This is a genomic window from Dyella humicola (assembly GCF_026283945.1).
Lineage (GTDB): Bacteria > Pseudomonadota > Gammaproteobacteria > Xanthomonadales > Rhodanobacteraceae > Dyella > Dyella humicola.
In genome coordinates this window covers 307,722-325,367 of the sequence record NZ_JAPDPC010000002.1, presented here as the reverse complement: position 1 = coordinate 325,367, position 17,646 = coordinate 307,722, and the positions used below count along the sequence as shown (strand labels likewise).

Sequence of the window (17,646 nt, the reverse complement as noted above, 5' to 3'; positions counted from 1 at the left end):
CACGAGTATGTAATCGCTTTCCCATCGCGTCAATACGCACCGCAAGCGACCCTCCCACGGATTCAATCACTTGCACGGGCGGCGATTACAAAGGCGGCCAACTGGGGCTACCATGCGCCAATGAATGTAAGCGCCAAACCCGAACGCACCCGCCTTTCCGCCGAAGACTGGGAGGACGCCGCTCTCAGGCTGATCGCCGAGCAAGGCGTCGGAGCCTTGGCCGTCGAGGCCCTGGCCCGCCAGCTTGGGGTGACCAAAGGCAGCTTTTACTGGCATTTCCGCACCCGCGAAGCCCTGCTGCAGGCGGCACTTGAGCGCTGGGAGCAGTACGGCGAACGCGAGATCATCAGCCAGATCGAGGCCATGCCCGACCCACGTGGACGCCTACCGGAACTGTTCCGTCGCGTGGCACATGAGCTGGCGCCGCACCGCGTCTATGCCGCCCTGTTGAAGGCGCTGGATCATCCCCAGGTCGTGCCGGTGATGGCCCGCGTGTCTCAGCGGCGCCTGGAGTTCCTTACCAATATTTATCGCGAAGCTGGCCTGCCGCCCGCGGAAGCGCTCAATCGCGCCCGCCTGACCTATGCGGCCTATGTCGGCTTCCTGCAGCTCAATTTCACGCTCGGCCTGCCCCGCATCAGCCATGACGAGTTCGATGCCTACGTCGAGCACATGATCAGAACGCTAACGCCGAGCTGAGCCTTTCTCTACATCGGGTTTGCCAACCTATCGACCGACGACAGCGCCGCCATGCGGCGCTGTCGTTTTTTTGCTTGTCGGAAAGCAGGCCTGATCGCGCTCGGAAACGGCGCTAAACCCTCGACACGCCAACGGTTTTCCTACAGGTACATAGGTTTTTTGCTGCACGTCGCCTTGCAATGCCAGTGCACGCAAACTACCGTTTCTGCTCTTTTTTGGCTTAAGACCAGAGTGAGGAACGTGATGTCGAGCAAGCTGGAAGCGCTGCAACGCTGGGTTGACGAAGTGGCGGCGCTGACCCGTCCTGCGCAGATCCACTGGTGCGATGGCTCGGATGCCGAGTACCACAGCCTGGTGCAGCAGATGCTGCAGACCGGCGACCTGATCGAACTGAACCAGCAGACCCATCCGGGCTGCTATCTGCACCGCTCCAGTCCGTCGGACGTGGCGCGCGTCGAACACCTGACCTTTGTCTGCACCAAGGACGCCGAAGACGCCGGCCCGAACAACCACTGGATGGCCCCGGCCGAGGCGCATGCCAAGATGGATGCGCTGTTCGAAGGCTGCATGGCAGGCCGCACCATGTACGTGATTCCGTACTGCATGGGCCCGATCGACTCGCCGCTGGCCCGTTGCGGCGTCGAGATCACCGATAGCCCCTACGTGGTGGCCAACATGCGCACCATGACGCGCATGGGTGCCGCCGCACAGGCGCGCATCGAGCGCGAGGGTCGCTTCGTGAAGGGGCTTCACTCTACCGGTGAGCTGGACCCGGAGCGTCGCTTCATCATGCATTTCCCAGAGGAGCTGACCATCAAGTCGTATGGCTCCGGCTACGGCGGCAATGCGTTGCTGGGCAAGAAGTGCCACGCCCTGCGCATTGCCAGCTACCAGGCCGAGTCGGAAGGCTGGCTGGCCGAGCACATGTTGATCGTAGGCATCGAGAACCCCAGGGGCGAAACCCATTACGTCGCGGCCGCCTTCCCGTCGGCTTGCGGCAAGACCAACCTGGCCATGCTGATTCCGCCAGAAGGCTATCGCCAGGACGGCTGGAAGGTGTGGACGGTCGGCGACGACATCTGCTGGATGCGTCCCGGCGCCGACGGCCGCTTGTACGCCATCAACCCGGAAGCCGGCTTCTTCGGCGTGGCGCCGGGTACCAGCGAGTCGACCAACCCGAACGCGCTGGCGTCCATCGCCCGCGATACCATCTTCACCAATGTCGCCGTCACCGCCGACAACCAGCCGTGGTGGGAAGGCCTGCCGGGCACGCCGGTCACCGACTGGCAGGGTCGCCCGTACGACGCGGCCAATGGTCCCGCCGCGCATCCGAACTCGCGCTTCACCGTCAGCGCCAGGCAGTGCCCGACCTGGTCACCGCATGCCGAGGACGCCCAGGGCGTGCCGATCAGCGCCATCGTGTTTGGTGGCCGTCGCCCGTCGCTGGTGCCGCTGGTATTCGAGGCGCGCGACTGGACCCACGGCGTCCTCGTGGGCGCTGCCATGGGCTCGGAAACCACGGCCGCAGCGACTGGCGCCGTGGGCGTCCTACGCCGCGACTCGATGGCGATGAAGCCGTTCGCCGGCTATCACTACGGCGACTACTTCCGCCACTGGCTGTCGTTTGACCAGGCCGGCACGAAGCTGCCGAAGATCTTCCACGTCAACTGGTTCCGCAAGGGCGAGGACGGCAGCTTCCTGTGGCCAGGCTTTGGCGACAACCTGCGCGTGCTGGAATGGATGATCGATCGCGTCGAGGGTCGCGCCAGCGGCCGGCAGACGCCGATCGGCATCGTGCCGGCGGCAGGCGAACTGAAGCTGGACGCACTAGCCCTCGATCGCCAGACGCTCGACACGCTGCTGCATATCGACCAGGCCGGCTGGCAAGCCGAGTTGGCCGATATCGGCGAGTACCTGCGCAGTTTCGGCGAGCGCATGCCACAGCAACTGCATGACGAGCAGCAACGTGTCGCCAAGGCGCTGGCCGATGCCGCGGTGACGCTGCGCGCCGCTGCCGCACGCTGAGCCACGCCGCCCGCCAGCCGCGCCAAGCGGCTGGCGGGCTTTTTCGCATGGCGTCTTCTAAACCTTGCCAGGCAGCCGCGCATCCAAGCTGGCAAGATGATTGCTACCTGCCCAGCCAACGGAAACGCAATGCCGCCTGCACCCGCCGCGGATCCTTCCGACAAGGATGACGTGCACGCGGCTGCCGCGGGTGACCGGCAGGCTTTTCAGCGGCTTTATCGCCTGCACGTGGGTCGCGTGTACGGCGCCGTCTACCGACTCGCCGGTTATGACCACGCCCGCGCGGAAGACCTCACCCAGGACGCTTTCGTACGCGCCTGGCAGAAACTCGCCGGCTTTCGCCATGAAAGCGCGTTCGGAACCTGGCTCTATCGGCTGGCGGTCAACGTTGCGCTGATGGATATCCGTGCACGTAGCGCGGATCCGGTCAGTGTAATGGACGAGGATACGATCCCCGATCATGGTGAAACGCCGTTCTGCGCGGCGGAACGCGAAGAGCTGGAGCGGGCCATCGGCAAGCTGCCGCCACGCGCGCGTGCGGTGCTGGTGTTGCATGACATTGAAGGCTGGCGGCACGAGGACATCGGTGCCGAGCTTGGTATGGCGGTCGGCTCGTCAAAAGCGCAATTGCATCGCGCACGCGGCCTGCTGCGCAAGATCTTGGGAGAACGCTCATGAACGAATTCGAATGGCTCCGCCAGACCCGCGCCCTGCGCGAACCGGTGACGCCAAGCCGTGACCTATGGCCCGAAATCGAGGCCGCGCTCGACCCAGCGGACCATGCCGCGCTACCGACGCGCCAACGATCCCAGCGACGCCAGGCATGGTTGCTCGCCGCCAGTTTCGCGGGCCTCTCGTTGTTCGCCGGGAGCATCGCCGTGCATCTGCGTGATCAACCCGTGAGCACGGCCGCCGAAACGACGCCGGATGTGGCGCGCTGGCATCCTTCCGATCCGCGCCTGGCCGGCGCCGCCGTCCAACTGGATGCGGCAAACATGGAGTTGCGCCAGGCCATGGAACAGGCGCCCGATTCACCCGCGTTGCAGCGCTTGCTGTACCGCACCCAGAAACAGCAATCGCAATTGCGTCAGATGGAACACCAGGCTGGTTGAGTCCAGCGGAGCCTTCAGCATGAAAACCGCACGCATCATTCCACTCCTGCTCAGCCTGTCGATCGGCCAGGCGCTGGCCGATACGCCCATCAACCTCAGCCATGACGCCACCTCTACCGTTCACGTCAGCATCGGCAACGTTAAGGGGGCGGTTACCGTCACTGCATGGGACCGCGACCAGGTGCAGGTCGGCGGCCATCTTGGCGAGGGTGCCAAGCCGCTGACCATCGAAGGCAGCAACAGCGACCTGACGATCAAGGTGCAATCGCAGGGCAAATCCGGCTGGCTCAACTGGAACAGCGATACGTCGATGGGCGGCACCACGCTCGACGTGCGCGTGCCCAAGGGAGCCTCGCTGGACGTTGACGTAGTGAGCGCGCCGATCAGCATCGACGGCATCGATGGCGGCAAGATCAAGATCAATGCCGTCAGCGGCAAGGCGCGCGTGAATGCCCGCACGCCCTCCGCCGAGATGGAGACTGTCAGCGGCAATATTGAACTGGCCGGCCACGCGGATCGCGTCTCTTTGCAAACGGTCAGCGGCGACATCCTCGCGCCCAGCGTAGGCAATAACGCGGAACTACAAACCGTGTCAGGCCGCATCCGCGTCAGCGGCGGCCCGTGGCAGAAGCTCAACCTCAGCACGGTTTCCGGCGATGTCCAGCTCGCTGGCGGCCTCGCTGCGAGTGGCACGCTGGACGTCGACAGCATGAGTGGCGACGTGCAGCTGCAGATACCCGCCAATACCTCGGCGGCCATTCACGCCAACACGTTCAGCGGCGACCTGCGCAGTGATTTCGGTACGGTGAAGAAAGCGGAACACGGACCCGGCAGTGCGCTCCAGACCACCCTCGGCTCGGGCAGCGGCAAGATCGCCATCGAGACCTTCAGCGGCGACCTGCGCATCCGTCAGCAAGATTGAGCACGCGCTGCAAACGACAAGGGCCGCATGGCGTCATGTCATGCGGCCCTTCGCTTGATCGGGATGAAACCACGAGCTGGATGCGGCGCCATGACCGCGCGACGCGCCGCAAAGGCGATTACAGGTCCTGGTGATATTGCACGTACGGGGTGCGCGACTGGTCAGGCTCAGGGCCGGTCGGCGTGTTGATCGCATTGCCCGACGACCACACGTTCTGCGCACCGATGCTCAGCTGGCCCTGCCACGGCAGACGCCAGGTCACGCCCAGGTCGATGCTGCTCCAGCGCCGATCCGGGTTATATGCCGCGCCCGGCACCGCCGTTTCAGGCTGCATGACGCGACCGACGATGCTGCCGCTCAGCGGACCGCGATCAACACCGAAGCTCACCGCTTTCTGATCCAGCGTATTGACGCCCAGCAGGTTGCCCGGCAGCAGGCGTACGCGCCCCACACTGGCACCCAGGTCGATGCCACTCTTACTGTCCAGTGCCAGTCGACCGCGTGCGTTGAGCTGCGTGCTGCTATCGAAGCCGGACAAGCCGTTGACACCAGGTACCGCACCCGGCAACAGACGCGGAAGCGTCGCGCCATTGGGGATGGTGTCGGAACCCAGGCTCAGCCCCAGGCTGTAACGGCCCGCATCGTAAGTGGCGCCGACTTCGGTGCCGATGACGCGCGGGGCCCGATTGTTGGCCCAGTTGTGCTCGGTCACGCCTGCGTGTGCCTGCAGATTCGGACCCAGCCCATACTGCAACTGGCTGGATAGCACCGTAGCGGCATCCACCGCGCGGAACTGCAGCGGCGCATCTGCGCGCTGGGCCGCCGTCAACGTGTCACTCTCCGCCTGGAGAGCCAGCCAGCGGCCATCCGCACCACGCCATAGGGGCACGGCCACGCTCGGACCAATCTGCGCCATCTGGTCAGGCTGCTGCATGAGCAAGCGCCCGGCCATGTCGTAGGGATCATTGGCCGCAGACTGTCCTGCCGCGATAAACGGCATGAGCAGCAAGGGCAATGACAACAACCAACGACGCATGGACGCGAGAGTCCCCCGGAACGACGGATGAACGGGATGGGTCGCCCCCTCCCAGAGACGATCTGGCTATCAAGATATCACGTTTTACTTTTTACTAACACCTTAAATGTACCCCTGAAGGTGTGACGGAACCTACGAAATCACCACTTTTTGACATCGGGCCTACGAAAGGGTTCCTTGGACCCGAGTCCGGGGGTACCGCAAAACCTTGGAGCAGCGGCTCAATTGAATCAGCGGGCGACAAAGCTGAATGGAGGCGATATATAGTCCTCCCCGTCACCATGCGCGAATTCGCCTGCGACCGATGACTTCGGCTTCCACCAGCAACACACTCGTGCCCTGGCCCGCGGACGGTAACGTCGCGGCCATGCACGCGGCCGTGGAGCGGTTGTTCCGCGCCAGCGATGCCGCCAGCGTGCTCGAGATTTGCGAGGCCATGCTGGGTGAACTCGGCATCGGCGGGCGTCTGCATTGGCGCCTGATCGGTGACGAGCCTTCCAGCAGTGGCGGCGCCGCCCAGCTTGACCTGGCCGAAGATCCGCAGGGGCTGCGCACCCTGGTGCTGGAGTTGCCCGATGTTGTCACGCCGGAGTGGCTTTACGATCATCTGGCCTGGCTCGGCCGACTGTCTGCGTCGCGACTGCGCCAGCTGGCCGAAACGTCGCGACTGTATGAGGCCATTTCACGACTCGCGCTAGCCGAGCGGCTGCAGCGCGCGCTCTACGCCATCGCCGACCAGGCGAGCGGCGAGCACAACATGACCGAGATGATGCATTCGTTGCACGCGATTCTCGGCAGCCTCATGTATGCGGAAAACTTCTACATCGCGCTGTACGACGCGGCCACGGACAGCGTGCGCTTCCCGTACTACGTCGACACCATGGACAGGGAGCCGCCCTCGCCCGACGAGAGCGTGCCACTGCAGGAAATGCGTCACAGCCTCACCTGGAACCTGTTGCAGTGCGGCCAGGCGATTATGGGTTCGGTCGCCGAACTGACCCAGCAGTTCCAGGGCCGATTTGTGCTGTTGGGCCCGGTGTGCGAGCACTGGCTGGGCGTACCGCTGCTGCGCGATGGTCGCGTGGTGGGTGGCATCGTGATGCAAAGCTATCGCGAGGACACGCATTACACCCAGCACGACCGCGAACTGCTCAGCTACGTCGCCAAGCATGTGCAGACCGCGCTGGAGCGGCGCGAAGCACATGAAGAGCTGGAACGGCGCGTCTCCAGCCGTACGGCTGCGCTGCGCGAGGCCAATCGGGTCCTGCGCCAGCAGGTGCTGCAGCGTCAGCGTGGCGAGCGGCTGCAAGCGGCGTTGTTCCGCATTGCGGAACTGGCCAATGCCTCCGAAAGCCTGGACAACTTCTACGCCGCGGTGCATCGCGTGATCGGCGGCCTGCTGTATGCGCGCAATTTCTACATCGCGCTGCTGGATGAAGAGCAGAAAACGCTCAGTTTCCCCTACTCCGTGGACGAATTCGACACCATTCGCCTGCCGCGTGCCCACGGCCGCGGCGTGACCGAGTACGTGCTGCGCCACGCCAAGCCGCTGCTGGCCGACCCGGAGGAATTCGAACGCCTTTCGCGCATGGGTGAACTCACCCATCGGGGCTCGCGTTCGGTCTGCTGGCTTGGCGTGCCCTTGGTCTGGGGTGACCGCGCCATGGGCGTACTGGCCGTGCAGAGCTATTCGCCTGAGCATACGTACGATGTGCGTGACCAGGAATTGCTGACCTTCGTGGGCTACCACGTGGCCAATGCCCTGCAACGCAAGCACACCACGGAATCGCTGAAGCAGGCCTATGCCAGCCTCGAGCGCCGGGTGACCGAGCGCACTCGCGCGCTCGCGCTGGCCAATCGCGACCTGCGCGAGCAGATCGCCGAGCGCGAGCGGGTCGAGCGCCGCCTGAAGTACGAAACGCTGCACGACTCGCTGACCGGCCTGCCTAACCGCACCCTCCTGCTCCAACGCATGGAACAGGCGCTGCAGCGCTACCACAGCGATACGCAGGAACTCTTCGCCATACTCTTTATCGACCTGGACCGCTTCAAGGTCATCAACGACTCGGTGGGCCATCTGGTCGGCGACGACCTCCTGTTCCAGGTGGGTGGGCGCATTCGCGCCTGCCTGAAAACGCGAGACGTGGTGGCGCGCCTGGGCGGTGACGAATTCGCCGTGCTGGCCGAAGGCATCACCGATCCGAAGATGGCGCTACTGATTGCCGAGCGCATCATTGACGAGTTGCAGACGCCGTTCCGTCTCGGCGCAAAGGAGATCTTCACGTCGGCCTCGATCGGCATCGCCCTGCCCAGCCCGCATTACCAGCGCCCGGAAGAGCTGCTGCGTGACGCCGATGCCGCCATGTACCGCGCTAAGGACGAGGGCCGCCACCGTGCGGCGATATTCGATGATCGTCTGCGCCGAGAGGCACTATCCCTGCTGGAGATGGAGGGTGACCTTCGTCGCGCCTTGAGTCGCAACGAGTTCGTGCCGTTCTACCAGCCGATCGTGGAGCTCCAGAGCGGTCGCACGGTGGGCTACGAGGCCCTGCTCCGCTGGCGCCATCCCGACCGCGGCCTGCTCACGCCAGGAGACTTCCTGGCCGTGGCCGAAGAGAGCGGCTGCGCGGAAAGTATCGACTGGCAGATTTTCGAACAGGTGTGCGCGCAGGCCGAGGCGCTGGCGGGCCCCGATGGATTTGTCAGCATCAACGTCTCGGGCCGCCACTTCCGCTCACCGGACCTGGACCGCAGCCTGCTGGACCTGATCGCATCCCACCAGTTGCCACCGCACTGTCTGCGCATCGAAGTGACCGAACGCGCGCTGCTGGAGAACGCCATCCAGGTGAAGCGCATGCTCGACAACCTGCGCTCGCACGGCGTCAGCATCGCGCTGGACGATTTCGGCACCGGCTATTCATCGCTGAGTTATTTGCACCAATACCCAATCGAAACACTGAAGATCGACCGCTCGTTCATCGTGGAACTGCCGCGCGAGGGCGGACACGGCACGGCCGTGGTGCGCGCGATCCAAGCGCTGGCCGATTCGCTGCAGATGCAGGTGATTGCCGAGGGCATCGAGGAAGAAGAGCAGCGCGATGCCTTGTTGCGCATCGGCTGCCGCTATGGCCAGGGCTTCCTGTTCGCCACACCCAAGATGGCCGAGGTATGGCTGCAGCGCGAGCATCACTTCGCGCTGCCCTAGGCGCCTGTTCCTCATCGCCAGTTTGCCGGTTACGCACTTGGACTCCTTCTCCCCTTTGGGGAGAAGGTTGGGATGAGGGGTGCGTGCTTGCGATGACGCGATGACCGAGCGATATCGCCAGCTTGCCGCCTACGCAGCGGGCGTTCCGAACCGCTGCCGCGGTCCGGGTCACTTTTCTTTTGCTGGCCCAAAATAAAAGTAACCCAAAGAAAATGGCCTAAAGAGCTCATAGCATGGCGTTGGATACGAGCCTGACGGGCGTGGCCAGCCAGATCGGTGGCGGCCCATGGCCGATACACAGCGGCTACGCCGCAACGCGCCATGGCGCAGAGGGATTAAAGCGTGGGTGGTGCGGTGGCCATCTGCGCACCCGGATACCGCAATCGTCACGACCCTCGGCCGACCCTGCCTTAAGTCCTCGCCGCGGTGGCGCGTTGCGGGGTAGCCGCTGTGTCTCGCCGTGGGCGACCAGCTATTGGCTCGCGCAAACCTTCCAACGCTTCTATCCCACGGAGTGCTACCAGCCTTTAAGGCCGTTTTCTTTGGGTTACTTTTCTTTTGGGCCAGCAAAAGAAAAGTGACTCGAGCGCCGGCAGGCGATCGAAACGCCCGCTGCGTAAGCGGCAAGCTGGCCACAACGCTTAGTTGTCGCGTGATCGCCAGCACCCATCATCCCAGCCTTCTCCCCGCAGGGGAGAAGGAGCGGAGCGAATGACAGGCTACTGCGCCGTGGTCGGCGCGCTCGCCGCGGGACTCACGCTGAGCAGATGCTCGGCGTCGATGCGGTCGAACGTATAGCGCTGTGCGCAAAACTCGCAGATCACCTCGATCTCACCTTCGCGATCTTCCAGTGTCGCTTCAACCTCATCGCGTCCCAGCGCACGCAGCATCGCCTCTACCCGCTCGCGCGTACAGCTGCAGCCGAAGGCCAGCGGACGTGGCTCGAACAGACGCACCGATTCCTCGTGATAGAGCCGGTACAGCAGCTGTTCTGGCGCCGTGCTCAACAACTCCTTGTCACCTAAGGTGGCGGTGAGATGCTGGATGCGCGTCCAGGCATCTTCATCCTCCACCGCATCGTGACCACCCTCGCCGGGCAGCTTCTGCAGCATCAGGCCTACGGCATGCTCGCCATCGGCGGCCAACACGATGCGCGCGGGCAGTTGCTCGGACTGGCTGAAATAGTTCTCCAGCGCCGAGGACAGGTTCGGATGCTGCAGATCAACCAGGCCCTGGTAGCGCTGGCCCCGTTCAGCATGACCGATGGTAATGGCCATGATGGCCTTGGGCAGCGCGGCCAGATCCAACATCTCGGGCAACGGATCGTTCCAGCGAGCCAGACCACGCAGACGCCCCTGGTCGGTGCATTCGGCGAACAGCATGCGTAACGGACCGCCGCTCTTCAGCTCGACCGATAGCGCACCCTCCAGCTTGATGTTGCCGGTGAGCAGCGCGCTCGCGGCCATGGCCTGCCCCAGCACCGAGCGCAAGGCGGCCGGGTACTCCGCACGCCCCGCTATCTCGCGCCATGCTGGCCCCAGCCGGACCAGCACGCCGCGCACGCCAGCGCGTTCAAGCATGAAGCGGTGCAGCACATCTTCGACAAGCACGGTTTCCACGGAAAGGACCTCGCAAGAACAATCCCACTAAGTGGGGGCATGGCCGCCGCAGCTCAACGGCCAATGACCCCGGCCGTCGGGCTGCCACCTAGCCGCACTTATACTGCTGGGAACCCCTCCAGCAAACCGCCATGACGCCACGACGCCCGTTCCTTGCCCGCCTGCTGCGTTCTCTCATGATCATTGTCGTGTCCTGGCTGGCGCTGAGCTGGCTGGCGGTGCTGGCGCTGCGCTTCGTGCCGCCATGGACCTCGGCGGTCATGATGGAGCGCCGACTTGGCGCGCTTATCCACGGCGAGACTGGCTTCCAACTGCGCCATCGCTGGGTGCCCTGGTCGCAGGTGTCGACCTATGTACCTCTGGCGATGGTGGCCGGGGAGGATCAGAAGTTTCCGTTCCACCATGGGTTTGATTTTGACTCCATCGAGAACGCCATGGACGCGGCCGACGAGGGCAAGCGCCTGCGTGGCGCCAGCACGATCAGCCAGCAGACGGCGAAGAACCTGTTCCTATGGAATGGCCGCAGTTTCGTGCGCAAGGGACTGGAAGCGTATTTCACGGTGCTGCTCGAGCTGACCTGGCCCAAGCAGCGCATTCTCGAGGTTTATATGAACATCGCCGAGCTGGGCAATGGGATCTACGGCGTCGGCGCAGCCAGCGATGCGTTCTTCCACCAGCCGCCATCTCGCCTCAGCGCGGCCCAGGCGGCTCGGCTGGCGGCGGTGCTGCCCAATCCCCGTCTATTGCATGCCGACAACCCCAGCGCCTACGTGCAAAGGCGCGCCAACTGGATCCAGCAGCAGATGGCTCAGCTTGGAGGCCCGGACTATCTGCAGAGCCGCCGGCCGCCGCGCGTGCAACGCCAACGTTGAGGCTCGCCGCGGCGCCGCCACTGCACTAGCATGCAGCGTCCTTCTGAGAATCCTTGGCGCCGCCCATGCCCCGCCTAACCGTCGTTGTGCCTGCCCACAATGAAGTCGCCGTACTGGAAGCCTTCCACGCCAGGCTCGGACGCGTGCTTGCGGAGCTGCCGCTGGATAGCCACGTGCTGTACGTCGACGATGGAAGCACCGACGCGACCTGGCGACTGATCGAAGAGCTGCTGGCCCGCGACCCGCGCGTCGGGGCTATCAAACTTTCCCGCAACTTCGGCAAGGAGGCGGCGCTTACGGCGGGTCTCGACCACGTGGATGCGGACGCCGTGGTGGTGATCGACGCGGACCTGCAAGACCCGCCGGAACTGATTCCCTCGCTGGTGGAACGGTGGCATGCAGGCTTCGACGTGGTCTATGCCACCCGCACCGCCCGCGCCGGCGAAACCGGTTTCAAACGCCTCACCGCGGCGATGTTCTACCGCGGCATGGAGCGTCTGTCGGATACGCCGATCCCGCGCGACACCGGCGACTTTCGCCTGCTGTCGCGCCGGGCACTGGAGGCGCTGCGCCAGCTGCGTGAGCGCCAGCGCTTCATGAAGGGGCTGTTCGCCTGGATTGGCTATCGGCAAACCGCCGTGCACTACCTGCGCGAGTCGCGCCAGGCCGGCACGACCAAGTGGAATTACTGGCGACTGCTGCAGCTGGCCATGGAGGGTGTGACTTCGTTCTCCACCGCGCCACTGCGGCTGGCCACCTGGGTGGGCCTGTTGTCATCGCTGCTGGCGTTTCTCTATGGGCTGTGGGTGTTCGGCAAGGCCGCCTTGCTCGGCGACCCCGTACAGGGCTACCCGTCCTTGATGGTAGCGATCCTGTTCCTGGGTGGCGTGCAGTTGCTGGCGCTGGGCGTCATCGGCGAGTACCTCGGACGCAACTACGCGGAGAGCAAGCAGCGACCCCTGTATTTCATCGAAGAACAGCGAGCCCCACGGGCGAAATGACCCCCTCGTGGTGCCTGCCGCGCCGATCTTCAAGTCGTCTCTACCAGCTTCACATCACCCCAACACCATGTCCCCCACAGCGGCGCTAGACTCACCGCATGCGGCCCGTCCGCGGTCGCGTGGGAGGTTCAAGCATGCGTCAAGTCAAGCATTTGCTGGCAGGCAAGGGCAACGACATCTTCAGCATCGCGCCGGATGCACCTGTGCTCGATGCGATCAAGCACATGGCGGAACGCCGCGTCGGCGCGCTGCTGGTGATGCGAGGCGAGCGACTGGTTGGCATCCTTTCCGAGCGCGACTATGCCCGCAAGGTGATCCTGCAGGGTCGGTCCTCCGCCCAGACGGCCGTGTCGGAGATCATGAGCAGTCCACCGCTCACGGTAGGCCCGGATACCGATGTGTTCGACTGCATGCGCCTTTGCACCGACAGCCGCATTCGCCACTTGCCGGTGGTCAGTGGTGAGCAGGTGATCGGCGTAATTTCGATCGGCGATCTGGTAAAGGAAGTGATCGACGCCCAGGCCGAACAGATCGAGCAGTTGCAGCGCTATATCACCAGCTAGATAGCACCAGCTAATCGAAGCGGGCTCTCAAGCTTCGGCCGGTCGCGCCTGCCCCGCATTCGCCGGCACATCCTGCTGCTCCGGCAGCAGGTCTGGCGAGCGGCCTGCGCGCGCGGCCACCCAGGTGGCCAGTGCGGAGACTCCCGCACCGATCGCCGCCATGCCACCCACGGCCACACCGAACTTGCCCAGCAAGGTCACCCCGCTGGTGACCACGACATCGCCGAAACGCCAGATCGCCGTCTCGACGAAATTCTTGCCCTTGTAGCGCGTCTCTCGCGGCACCCGCGTATACAGCGCATCCACCGCCGGCTTGGTCATGCCATAGGCAAAACCGCGCGAGCCGACCAGCGTCACCGATAGCATCGGCACGGCGAAACCAAGCAAGGCAACGTTGCCGTGGCCAAGCATCACCAAGGCGCCGAGCAACGCCAGATTGACCAGCGACGGCACCACCAGCCCCCACGTCGTGCCCCGGCGAATCAGCATCCAGCGGGTGAACGTGAGCTGCAGGATCACACCGAGCACATTCGCCGCCAGATCCAGATCGTTGTAGAAGGACGTGCGTGCGATCTTGTCTGGCAAATGGATCTTGGTGTAGTCCGCCATCAAAGCGTAGGCCAGCGTGCCGATGCCATCGCCCAGGACCATCAGGATCGCCATGTAACGCAGGAAAGGCCGCGTCCACAGTTCCTTGATGCCGGCCCAGAGCGAACCGCCGATGACTTCATCGCGCTGCATCGGTGCGCGGCAATCAAGGCGCGATGAAAGCGCCAGCAGCAACGCCAGAGCGGCCAGCAGAGCGGCCGCCGACACCGTCAGCAACGGCGCCACGCCGATCGTTTGCACCAGCAGCTTGGTCACCAGCGGTCCGAAGATGGCGCCCGCCATGCCACCCAGCGCGATCAACGGAAACACACGACGCGCCTGCACGCTGTGGAAGATGTCGGCCATGAAGCTCCAGAACAGCGACACCACGAACAGGTTGAACACGCTGACCCAGACGAAGAACACCACACCCAACTGGCGTGCGCCAAGGCGGTCCTGCGCCATAAAGGCGGGCACGAAAGCGAGCAGGCAGGCGATGAAAAAACTGTACGTCCAGCCAAGCAGGCGCCTGCGTGGAAAATGCGCCACCAACGCGCCGAACACCGGCGTCAGCAGTAACATCACAGCGAACACGCTGCCGTAGAACAAGGGCAGGGACTGCGAGCCGACGGCGCCACTGAGCTGGTCTCGCACCGGCCGGATGATGTAGTAAGCCGTCATCACGAAGAAGAAGGCTATGGCCGACAGGGTCGAGGCGAGGCCTTCGTTCGCTGCGGCGGGTCGAGGGGTATTCACCGAGGATTCCAGCGTGGCTCGTACCCAGACTAGCATGTGACCATGACGGACATGGACAGGGGAACGTCGTGACTTACGACTACATCATCGTGGGTGCCGGCTCGGCGGGCTGCGTGCTGGCCCATCGGCTTAGTGCATACGCAGGCAAGCGCGTGCTGTTGCTCGAGGCTGGCCCCAGCGACTGGCATCCGCTGATCCACATGCCGGCGGGCATTGCGCGCCTTGCCAACCATCGTCGACTCAACTGGAACTATCGCACCGAGCCGGAACCACAGTTACTCAACCGCTGTTTGTGGTGGCCGCGCGGCAAGACGCTCGGCGGCTCCAGTTCGATCAATGCGATGTGCTACGTGCGCGGGGTTCCCGGCGATTACGACGCTTGGGCGCGCGTAACCGGCGATGCGCGCTGGTCGTGGCCGCAGGTGCTGCCCTGGTTTCTGAAGAGCGAAGACAACGGCCGCGGCGCCAGCCCGTTGCACGCCGCCGGCGGCCCTCTCGGGGTCAACGATCTGCGCTATCACAACCCGTTGTCGGCAGCCTTTATTGAAGCGGCGGCGAGCGCCGGCCATGCGCGCAACGACGACTTCAACGGTCCACGGCAGGAGGGCTTTGGTCTCTATCAGGTCACCCAGCGCGGTGGCGCCCGCTGCTCCACCGCTACGGGTTTTCTGCAGCCCGTGCGGCAGCGGGAGAACCTGGAGGTGCGCACGAAGGCCGCCGTCGCCCGCGTCGTCGTCCGCAACGGCCGCGCCGTTGGCGTGCAGCTGCAGGGCGGGACGGCGTTGCTTGAGGCGGGCGAAGTGATCCTTGCCGGTGGCGCGATCAATACACCGCAGCTGTTGATGCTCTCGGGCCTGGGCCCCGCCGATCATCTGCGCGAGCACGGCATCGCCGTGGTGGCCGATCTGCCCGAGCTAGGCGCCAACCTGCAGGACCATCTGGATATCTGCACGCTCGACGGCAGCACCCAGCGCATCACTTACGACCATCTCAACGAACTCGCGGCGGGTTGGCGCTTCCTGCGCCATCGCGATGGGCCGGGCAGCTCCAACGTGGCCGAGGCCGGAGGTTTCGTACGTAGCCGCCTGGCCACGGACGAGCGCTGCGACCTGCAGTTCCATTTCGTGCCCGCGCTGCTCGACGATCACGGCCGTCATCGACTGCCCGGTTACGGTTACACGGTGCACGCCTGCTATCTGCATCCACGCAGCCGCGGTCGCTTGCGCCTGCGTTCGGCCAACCCGGCGCACCCCATCGCCATCCACGCGAACTATCTCAGCGATCCGGAAGGTCACGATCTGCAGCGGATGATTGAGGCCGCACGTCTCTCTCGCGACATCCTGGCCCAGGCGGCTTTTACGCCTTACCGCGGTGCAACCGTATTTCCCGAGCGGGCGCTAAGTACCGATGCCGAATACACCGATTTCATTCGCCGCAAGGCGGAGACGATTTACCACCCGGCCGGCAGCTGCCGCATGGGCAACGATGCCGACGCACCGCTGGACAGCGAGCTGCGTGTGCGCGGTGTGGATGGCCTGCGCGTGGTGGATGCCTCGGTGATGCCAAGCCTGCCCAGCGGCAACACCAATGCGCCCGTCATCATGATCGCCGAGCGCGCCAGTGCCTTGATCCTGAACGAAACTTTGCAGAGATAGGGCTAGCACCTCTTGCAGGCAGACAGCTCCCAAACGTCCATGAGGCAACGGGGACTTTCGGCCTGACCTGAGTTACTCTCGGCCACGCGTCACGGAGGGATCCGACTCGCATCCACCTGGCCCGGTCCGTCCGGCGCCGTTCTAGTTCCAACGGCGCCCAGCAGGCTCCACCAAAGCGTTCGAGTAGTATGACGTTACGCACGATTCCCCTCTTGATCGCCGCGGCGCTGTGCCTGGACAGCGCGCCGGCGCTCGCCAGTCCTATCGATCCCCCTGCGGCACAGCCTGCCGGCGCCTCCGCGCAGACGCCCGCCCTGCCCGCCGATCGCATCAAGGAAACGCTGGACGCCTATCAGCAGTGGCTGCAGAAACTAGATGAGCGCAATTCGGTGGCGGGCCTAGCGACGGCCGTCGTCGTGGGCGACAAGGTCGTGTTCGAGGACACGATTGGCTACGCCAATGCGGCCACGCGCGAGCCGGTGACGCCGGAAACCGTGTTTCGCCTGGCATCGCTGTCCAAGGCATTCGCCACCGCACTGACCGGCGTGCTGGTGAATGAAGGCAAGCTGGATTGGGATACCAAGTTGGCCAGCGTATTGCCGTTCTTCAAACTCAAGGACGACTCGGCGCAGCAGCAGGCGACCGTGCGCGACATTCTCGGCCAGCGCGTGGGCCTGCCCAAGAACACCTACGACACCATGCTCGAGGAGAACATCCCCTACGAGGAACTGGTGCGTAAGCTCGACGAGGTCGACCTCACCTGCGGCGTGGGCCAATGCTATGGCTACCAAAACGTTGCCTTCAGCCTGATCGGCGACGTGATCTACGCGCAGACCGGTGACTTCTTCAACCGCCAGGTCGACAAGCGCATTTTTTTCCCGCTGGGCATGAAGACCGCGAGTTATGGCCGCGAAGCATTGGAGGCGAGCAAGAGTTGGGCGCGCCCGCATCGCCCCAGCGGCGGCGGCTGGACACCCTTCGAACCGAAGGAAGCCTATTACCGCGTGGCGCCGGCCGCCGGCGTAAACGCGAGCCTGCGTGACATGGAGCAGTGGCTGATTGCACAGATGGGCGGCCGCCCCGACGTGCTGCCCCCTCAACTACTGGAAACGCTGCACTCGCCGGAAGTCGCCACCCCGGTCGAATTGCGCTCCACGCCATGGCGACGCGCACGCCTGAGCGACGCGAGTTACGCCCTCGGCTGGCGCGTGTTCGAATACGGTGGCGAAACCCTGGTCTTCCATGCCGGGGCGGTCGAGGGCTATCGCACCATGATCGGCTTCTTCCCGAAATACCACGTCGGCGTGGTGACGCTGTGGAATTCCGCTGGCCCTGTCCCCTCGGGCCTGATGCCCGAGGTCCTGGATGGCCTGCTTGGCTTGCCGCATGTCGATTGGGCTGGCCTCGACAGCGATGCGCCTGCCAAGGCGGCCGCAACCTCCAAAGGCAAGACACGCAACAAGACCAAGACCGCGGCGAGCGGTCACGCCACGAGCCGCTGATCCATCCTGCGGATCACCCCAGCCCTGGAAGCAAAGAGGCGCTGCATGGACCCATGCAGCGCCTCTTTCGTTCGTACGGGTCGCACGCCCG

Annotated in this window: 14 protein-coding genes; 11 read left to right on the top strand and 3 right to left on the bottom strand. The window is 64.4% G+C overall.

Annotated features, from left to right (window positions below; genetic code table 11):
- Positions 1–120: 120 nt before the first annotated feature.
- The 5 genes from OUZ30_RS16170 to OUZ30_RS16150 all read left to right on the top strand — a co-directional run bounded on the left by OUZ30_RS16170 (position 121) and on the right by OUZ30_RS16150 (position 4,758).
- The gene (locus tag OUZ30_RS16170; RefSeq protein ID WP_266183460.1) at positions 121–699 is read left to right on the top strand and encodes a TetR/AcrR family transcriptional regulator; all 579 of its coding nucleotides are present in this window, start codon (positions 121–123) and stop codon (positions 697–699) included.
- Positions 700–750: 51 nt separating this feature from the next.
- On the top strand, positions 751–2,724 hold the full coding sequence (locus OUZ30_RS16165; protein ID WP_266183459.1) for a phosphoenolpyruvate carboxykinase (GTP): 1,974 nt from the start codon (positions 751–753) through the stop codon (positions 2,722–2,724).
- A gap of 129 nt (positions 2,725–2,853) precedes the next feature.
- On the top strand, positions 2,854–3,402 hold the full coding sequence (locus tag OUZ30_RS16160) for an RNA polymerase sigma factor (protein ID WP_266183458.1): 549 nt from the start codon (positions 2,854–2,856) through the stop codon (positions 3,400–3,402).
- Positions 3,399–3,836, top strand: a complete 438-nt coding sequence (locus tag OUZ30_RS16155; protein WP_266183457.1) for a hypothetical protein — start codon at positions 3,399–3,401, stop codon at positions 3,834–3,836. The genes OUZ30_RS16160 and OUZ30_RS16155 overlap by 4 nt, the downstream gene beginning before the upstream one ends.
- Before the next feature lie 19 nt (positions 3,837–3,855).
- Positions 3,856–4,758, top strand: coding sequence for a DUF4097 family beta strand repeat-containing protein (locus OUZ30_RS16150; RefSeq protein ID WP_266183456.1), 903 nt, complete (start codon positions 3,856–3,858; stop codon positions 4,756–4,758).
- Between the two features lie 118 nt (positions 4,759–4,876).
- Here the strand turns inward: OUZ30_RS16150 and OUZ30_RS16145 are convergent, their stop codons facing one another.
- Positions 4,877–5,794 (bottom strand): hypothetical protein, encoded by a 918-nt coding sequence (locus OUZ30_RS16145; protein ID WP_266183455.1) that lies wholly within the window; start codon positions 5,792–5,794, stop codon positions 4,877–4,879.
- Between the two features lie 304 nt (positions 5,795–6,098).
- Between OUZ30_RS16145 and OUZ30_RS16140 the strand changes: the two genes are divergently transcribed.
- Positions 6,099–8,999 (top strand): bifunctional diguanylate cyclase/phosphodiesterase, encoded by a 2,901-nt coding sequence (locus OUZ30_RS16140; protein WP_266183454.1) that lies wholly within the window; start codon positions 6,099–6,101, stop codon positions 8,997–8,999.
- Between the two features lie 719 nt (positions 9,000–9,718).
- Here the strand turns inward: OUZ30_RS16140 and hslO are convergent.
- Entirely contained in the window at positions 9,719–10,618 is a 900-nt protein-coding gene (gene hslO / locus OUZ30_RS16135; RefSeq protein WP_266183453.1) for an Hsp33 family molecular chaperone HslO, read from the bottom strand.
- A gap of 131 nt (positions 10,619–10,749) precedes the next feature.
- Between hslO and mtgA the strand changes: the two genes are divergently transcribed.
- The 3 genes from mtgA to OUZ30_RS16120 all read left to right on the top strand — a co-directional run bounded on the left by mtgA (position 10,750) and on the right by OUZ30_RS16120 (position 13,054).
- Positions 10,750–11,490, top strand: coding sequence for a monofunctional biosynthetic peptidoglycan transglycosylase (gene mtgA / locus OUZ30_RS16130; RefSeq protein WP_266183452.1), 741 nt, complete (start codon positions 10,750–10,752; stop codon positions 11,488–11,490).
- A gap of 65 nt (positions 11,491–11,555) precedes the next feature.
- Positions 11,556–12,491 (top strand): glycosyltransferase family 2 protein, encoded by a 936-nt coding sequence (locus OUZ30_RS16125; protein ID WP_266183451.1) that lies wholly within the window; start codon positions 11,556–11,558, stop codon positions 12,489–12,491.
- Between the two features lie 134 nt (positions 12,492–12,625).
- Positions 12,626–13,054 carry a CBS domain-containing protein gene (locus OUZ30_RS16120; protein ID WP_266183450.1) on the top strand — a complete coding sequence of 143 codons (429 nt, stop codon included), beginning with the start codon at positions 12,626–12,628 and terminating at the stop codon, positions 13,052–13,054.
- A gap of 27 nt (positions 13,055–13,081) precedes the next feature.
- Here OUZ30_RS16120 and OUZ30_RS16115 read toward each other — a convergent pair whose 3' ends face one another.
- Entirely contained in the window at positions 13,082–14,398 is a 1,317-nt protein-coding gene (locus tag OUZ30_RS16115; RefSeq protein ID WP_425601527.1) for an NTP/NDP exchange transporter, read from the bottom strand.
- Positions 14,399–14,466: 68 nt separating this feature from the next.
- On the opposite strand from OUZ30_RS16115, the gene OUZ30_RS16110 reads away from it, so the two are divergent.
- A complete protein-coding gene (locus tag OUZ30_RS16110; protein ID WP_266183449.1) occupies positions 14,467–16,053 on the top strand; it encodes a GMC family oxidoreductase in 1,587 nt (528 codons plus the stop codon).
- Positions 16,054–16,241: 188 nt separating this feature from the next.
- Positions 16,242–17,555, top strand: a complete 1,314-nt coding sequence (locus tag OUZ30_RS16105; RefSeq protein ID WP_266183448.1) for a serine hydrolase domain-containing protein — start codon at positions 16,242–16,244, stop codon at positions 17,553–17,555.
- Positions 17,556–17,646: the final 91 nt, after the last annotated feature.

Excerpts from the sequence above, each read along its gene's own strand:
- OUZ30_RS16150 (WP_266183456.1), top strand. The coding sequence starts at position 3,856 with ATGAAAACCGCACGCATCATTCCACTCCTGCTCAGCCTGTCGATCGGC.
- OUZ30_RS16170 (WP_266183460.1), top strand. The coding sequence starts at position 121 with ATGAATGTAAGCGCCAAACCCGAACGCACCCGCCTTTCCGCCGAAGAC.
- OUZ30_RS16160 (WP_266183458.1), top strand. The coding sequence starts at position 2,854 with ATGCCGCCTGCACCCGCCGCGGATCCTTCCGACAAGGATGACGTGCAC.
- OUZ30_RS16165 (WP_266183459.1), top strand. The coding sequence starts at position 751 with ATGCGGCGCTGTCGTTTTTTTGCTTGTCGGAAAGCAGGCCTGATCGCG.
- mtgA (WP_266183452.1), top strand. The coding sequence starts at position 10,750 with ATGACGCCACGACGCCCGTTCCTTGCCCGCCTGCTGCGTTCTCTCATG.
- OUZ30_RS16125 (WP_266183451.1), top strand. The coding sequence starts at position 11,556 with ATGCCCCGCCTAACCGTCGTTGTGCCTGCCCACAATGAAGTCGCCGTA.
- OUZ30_RS16145 (WP_266183455.1), bottom strand. The coding sequence starts at position 5,794 with ATGCGTCGTTGGTTGTTGTCATTGCCCTTGCTGCTCATGCCGTTTATC.
- OUZ30_RS16155 (WP_266183457.1), top strand. The coding sequence starts at position 3,399 with ATGAACGAATTCGAATGGCTCCGCCAGACCCGCGCCCTGCGCGAACCG.
- OUZ30_RS16140 (WP_266183454.1), top strand. The coding sequence starts at position 6,099 with ATGACTTCGGCTTCCACCAGCAACACACTCGTGCCCTGGCCCGCGGAC.
- OUZ30_RS16120 (WP_266183450.1), top strand. The coding sequence starts at position 12,626 with ATGCGTCAAGTCAAGCATTTGCTGGCAGGCAAGGGCAACGACATCTTC.
- OUZ30_RS16105 (WP_266183448.1), top strand. The coding sequence starts at position 16,242 with ATGACGTTACGCACGATTCCCCTCTTGATCGCCGCGGCGCTGTGCCTG.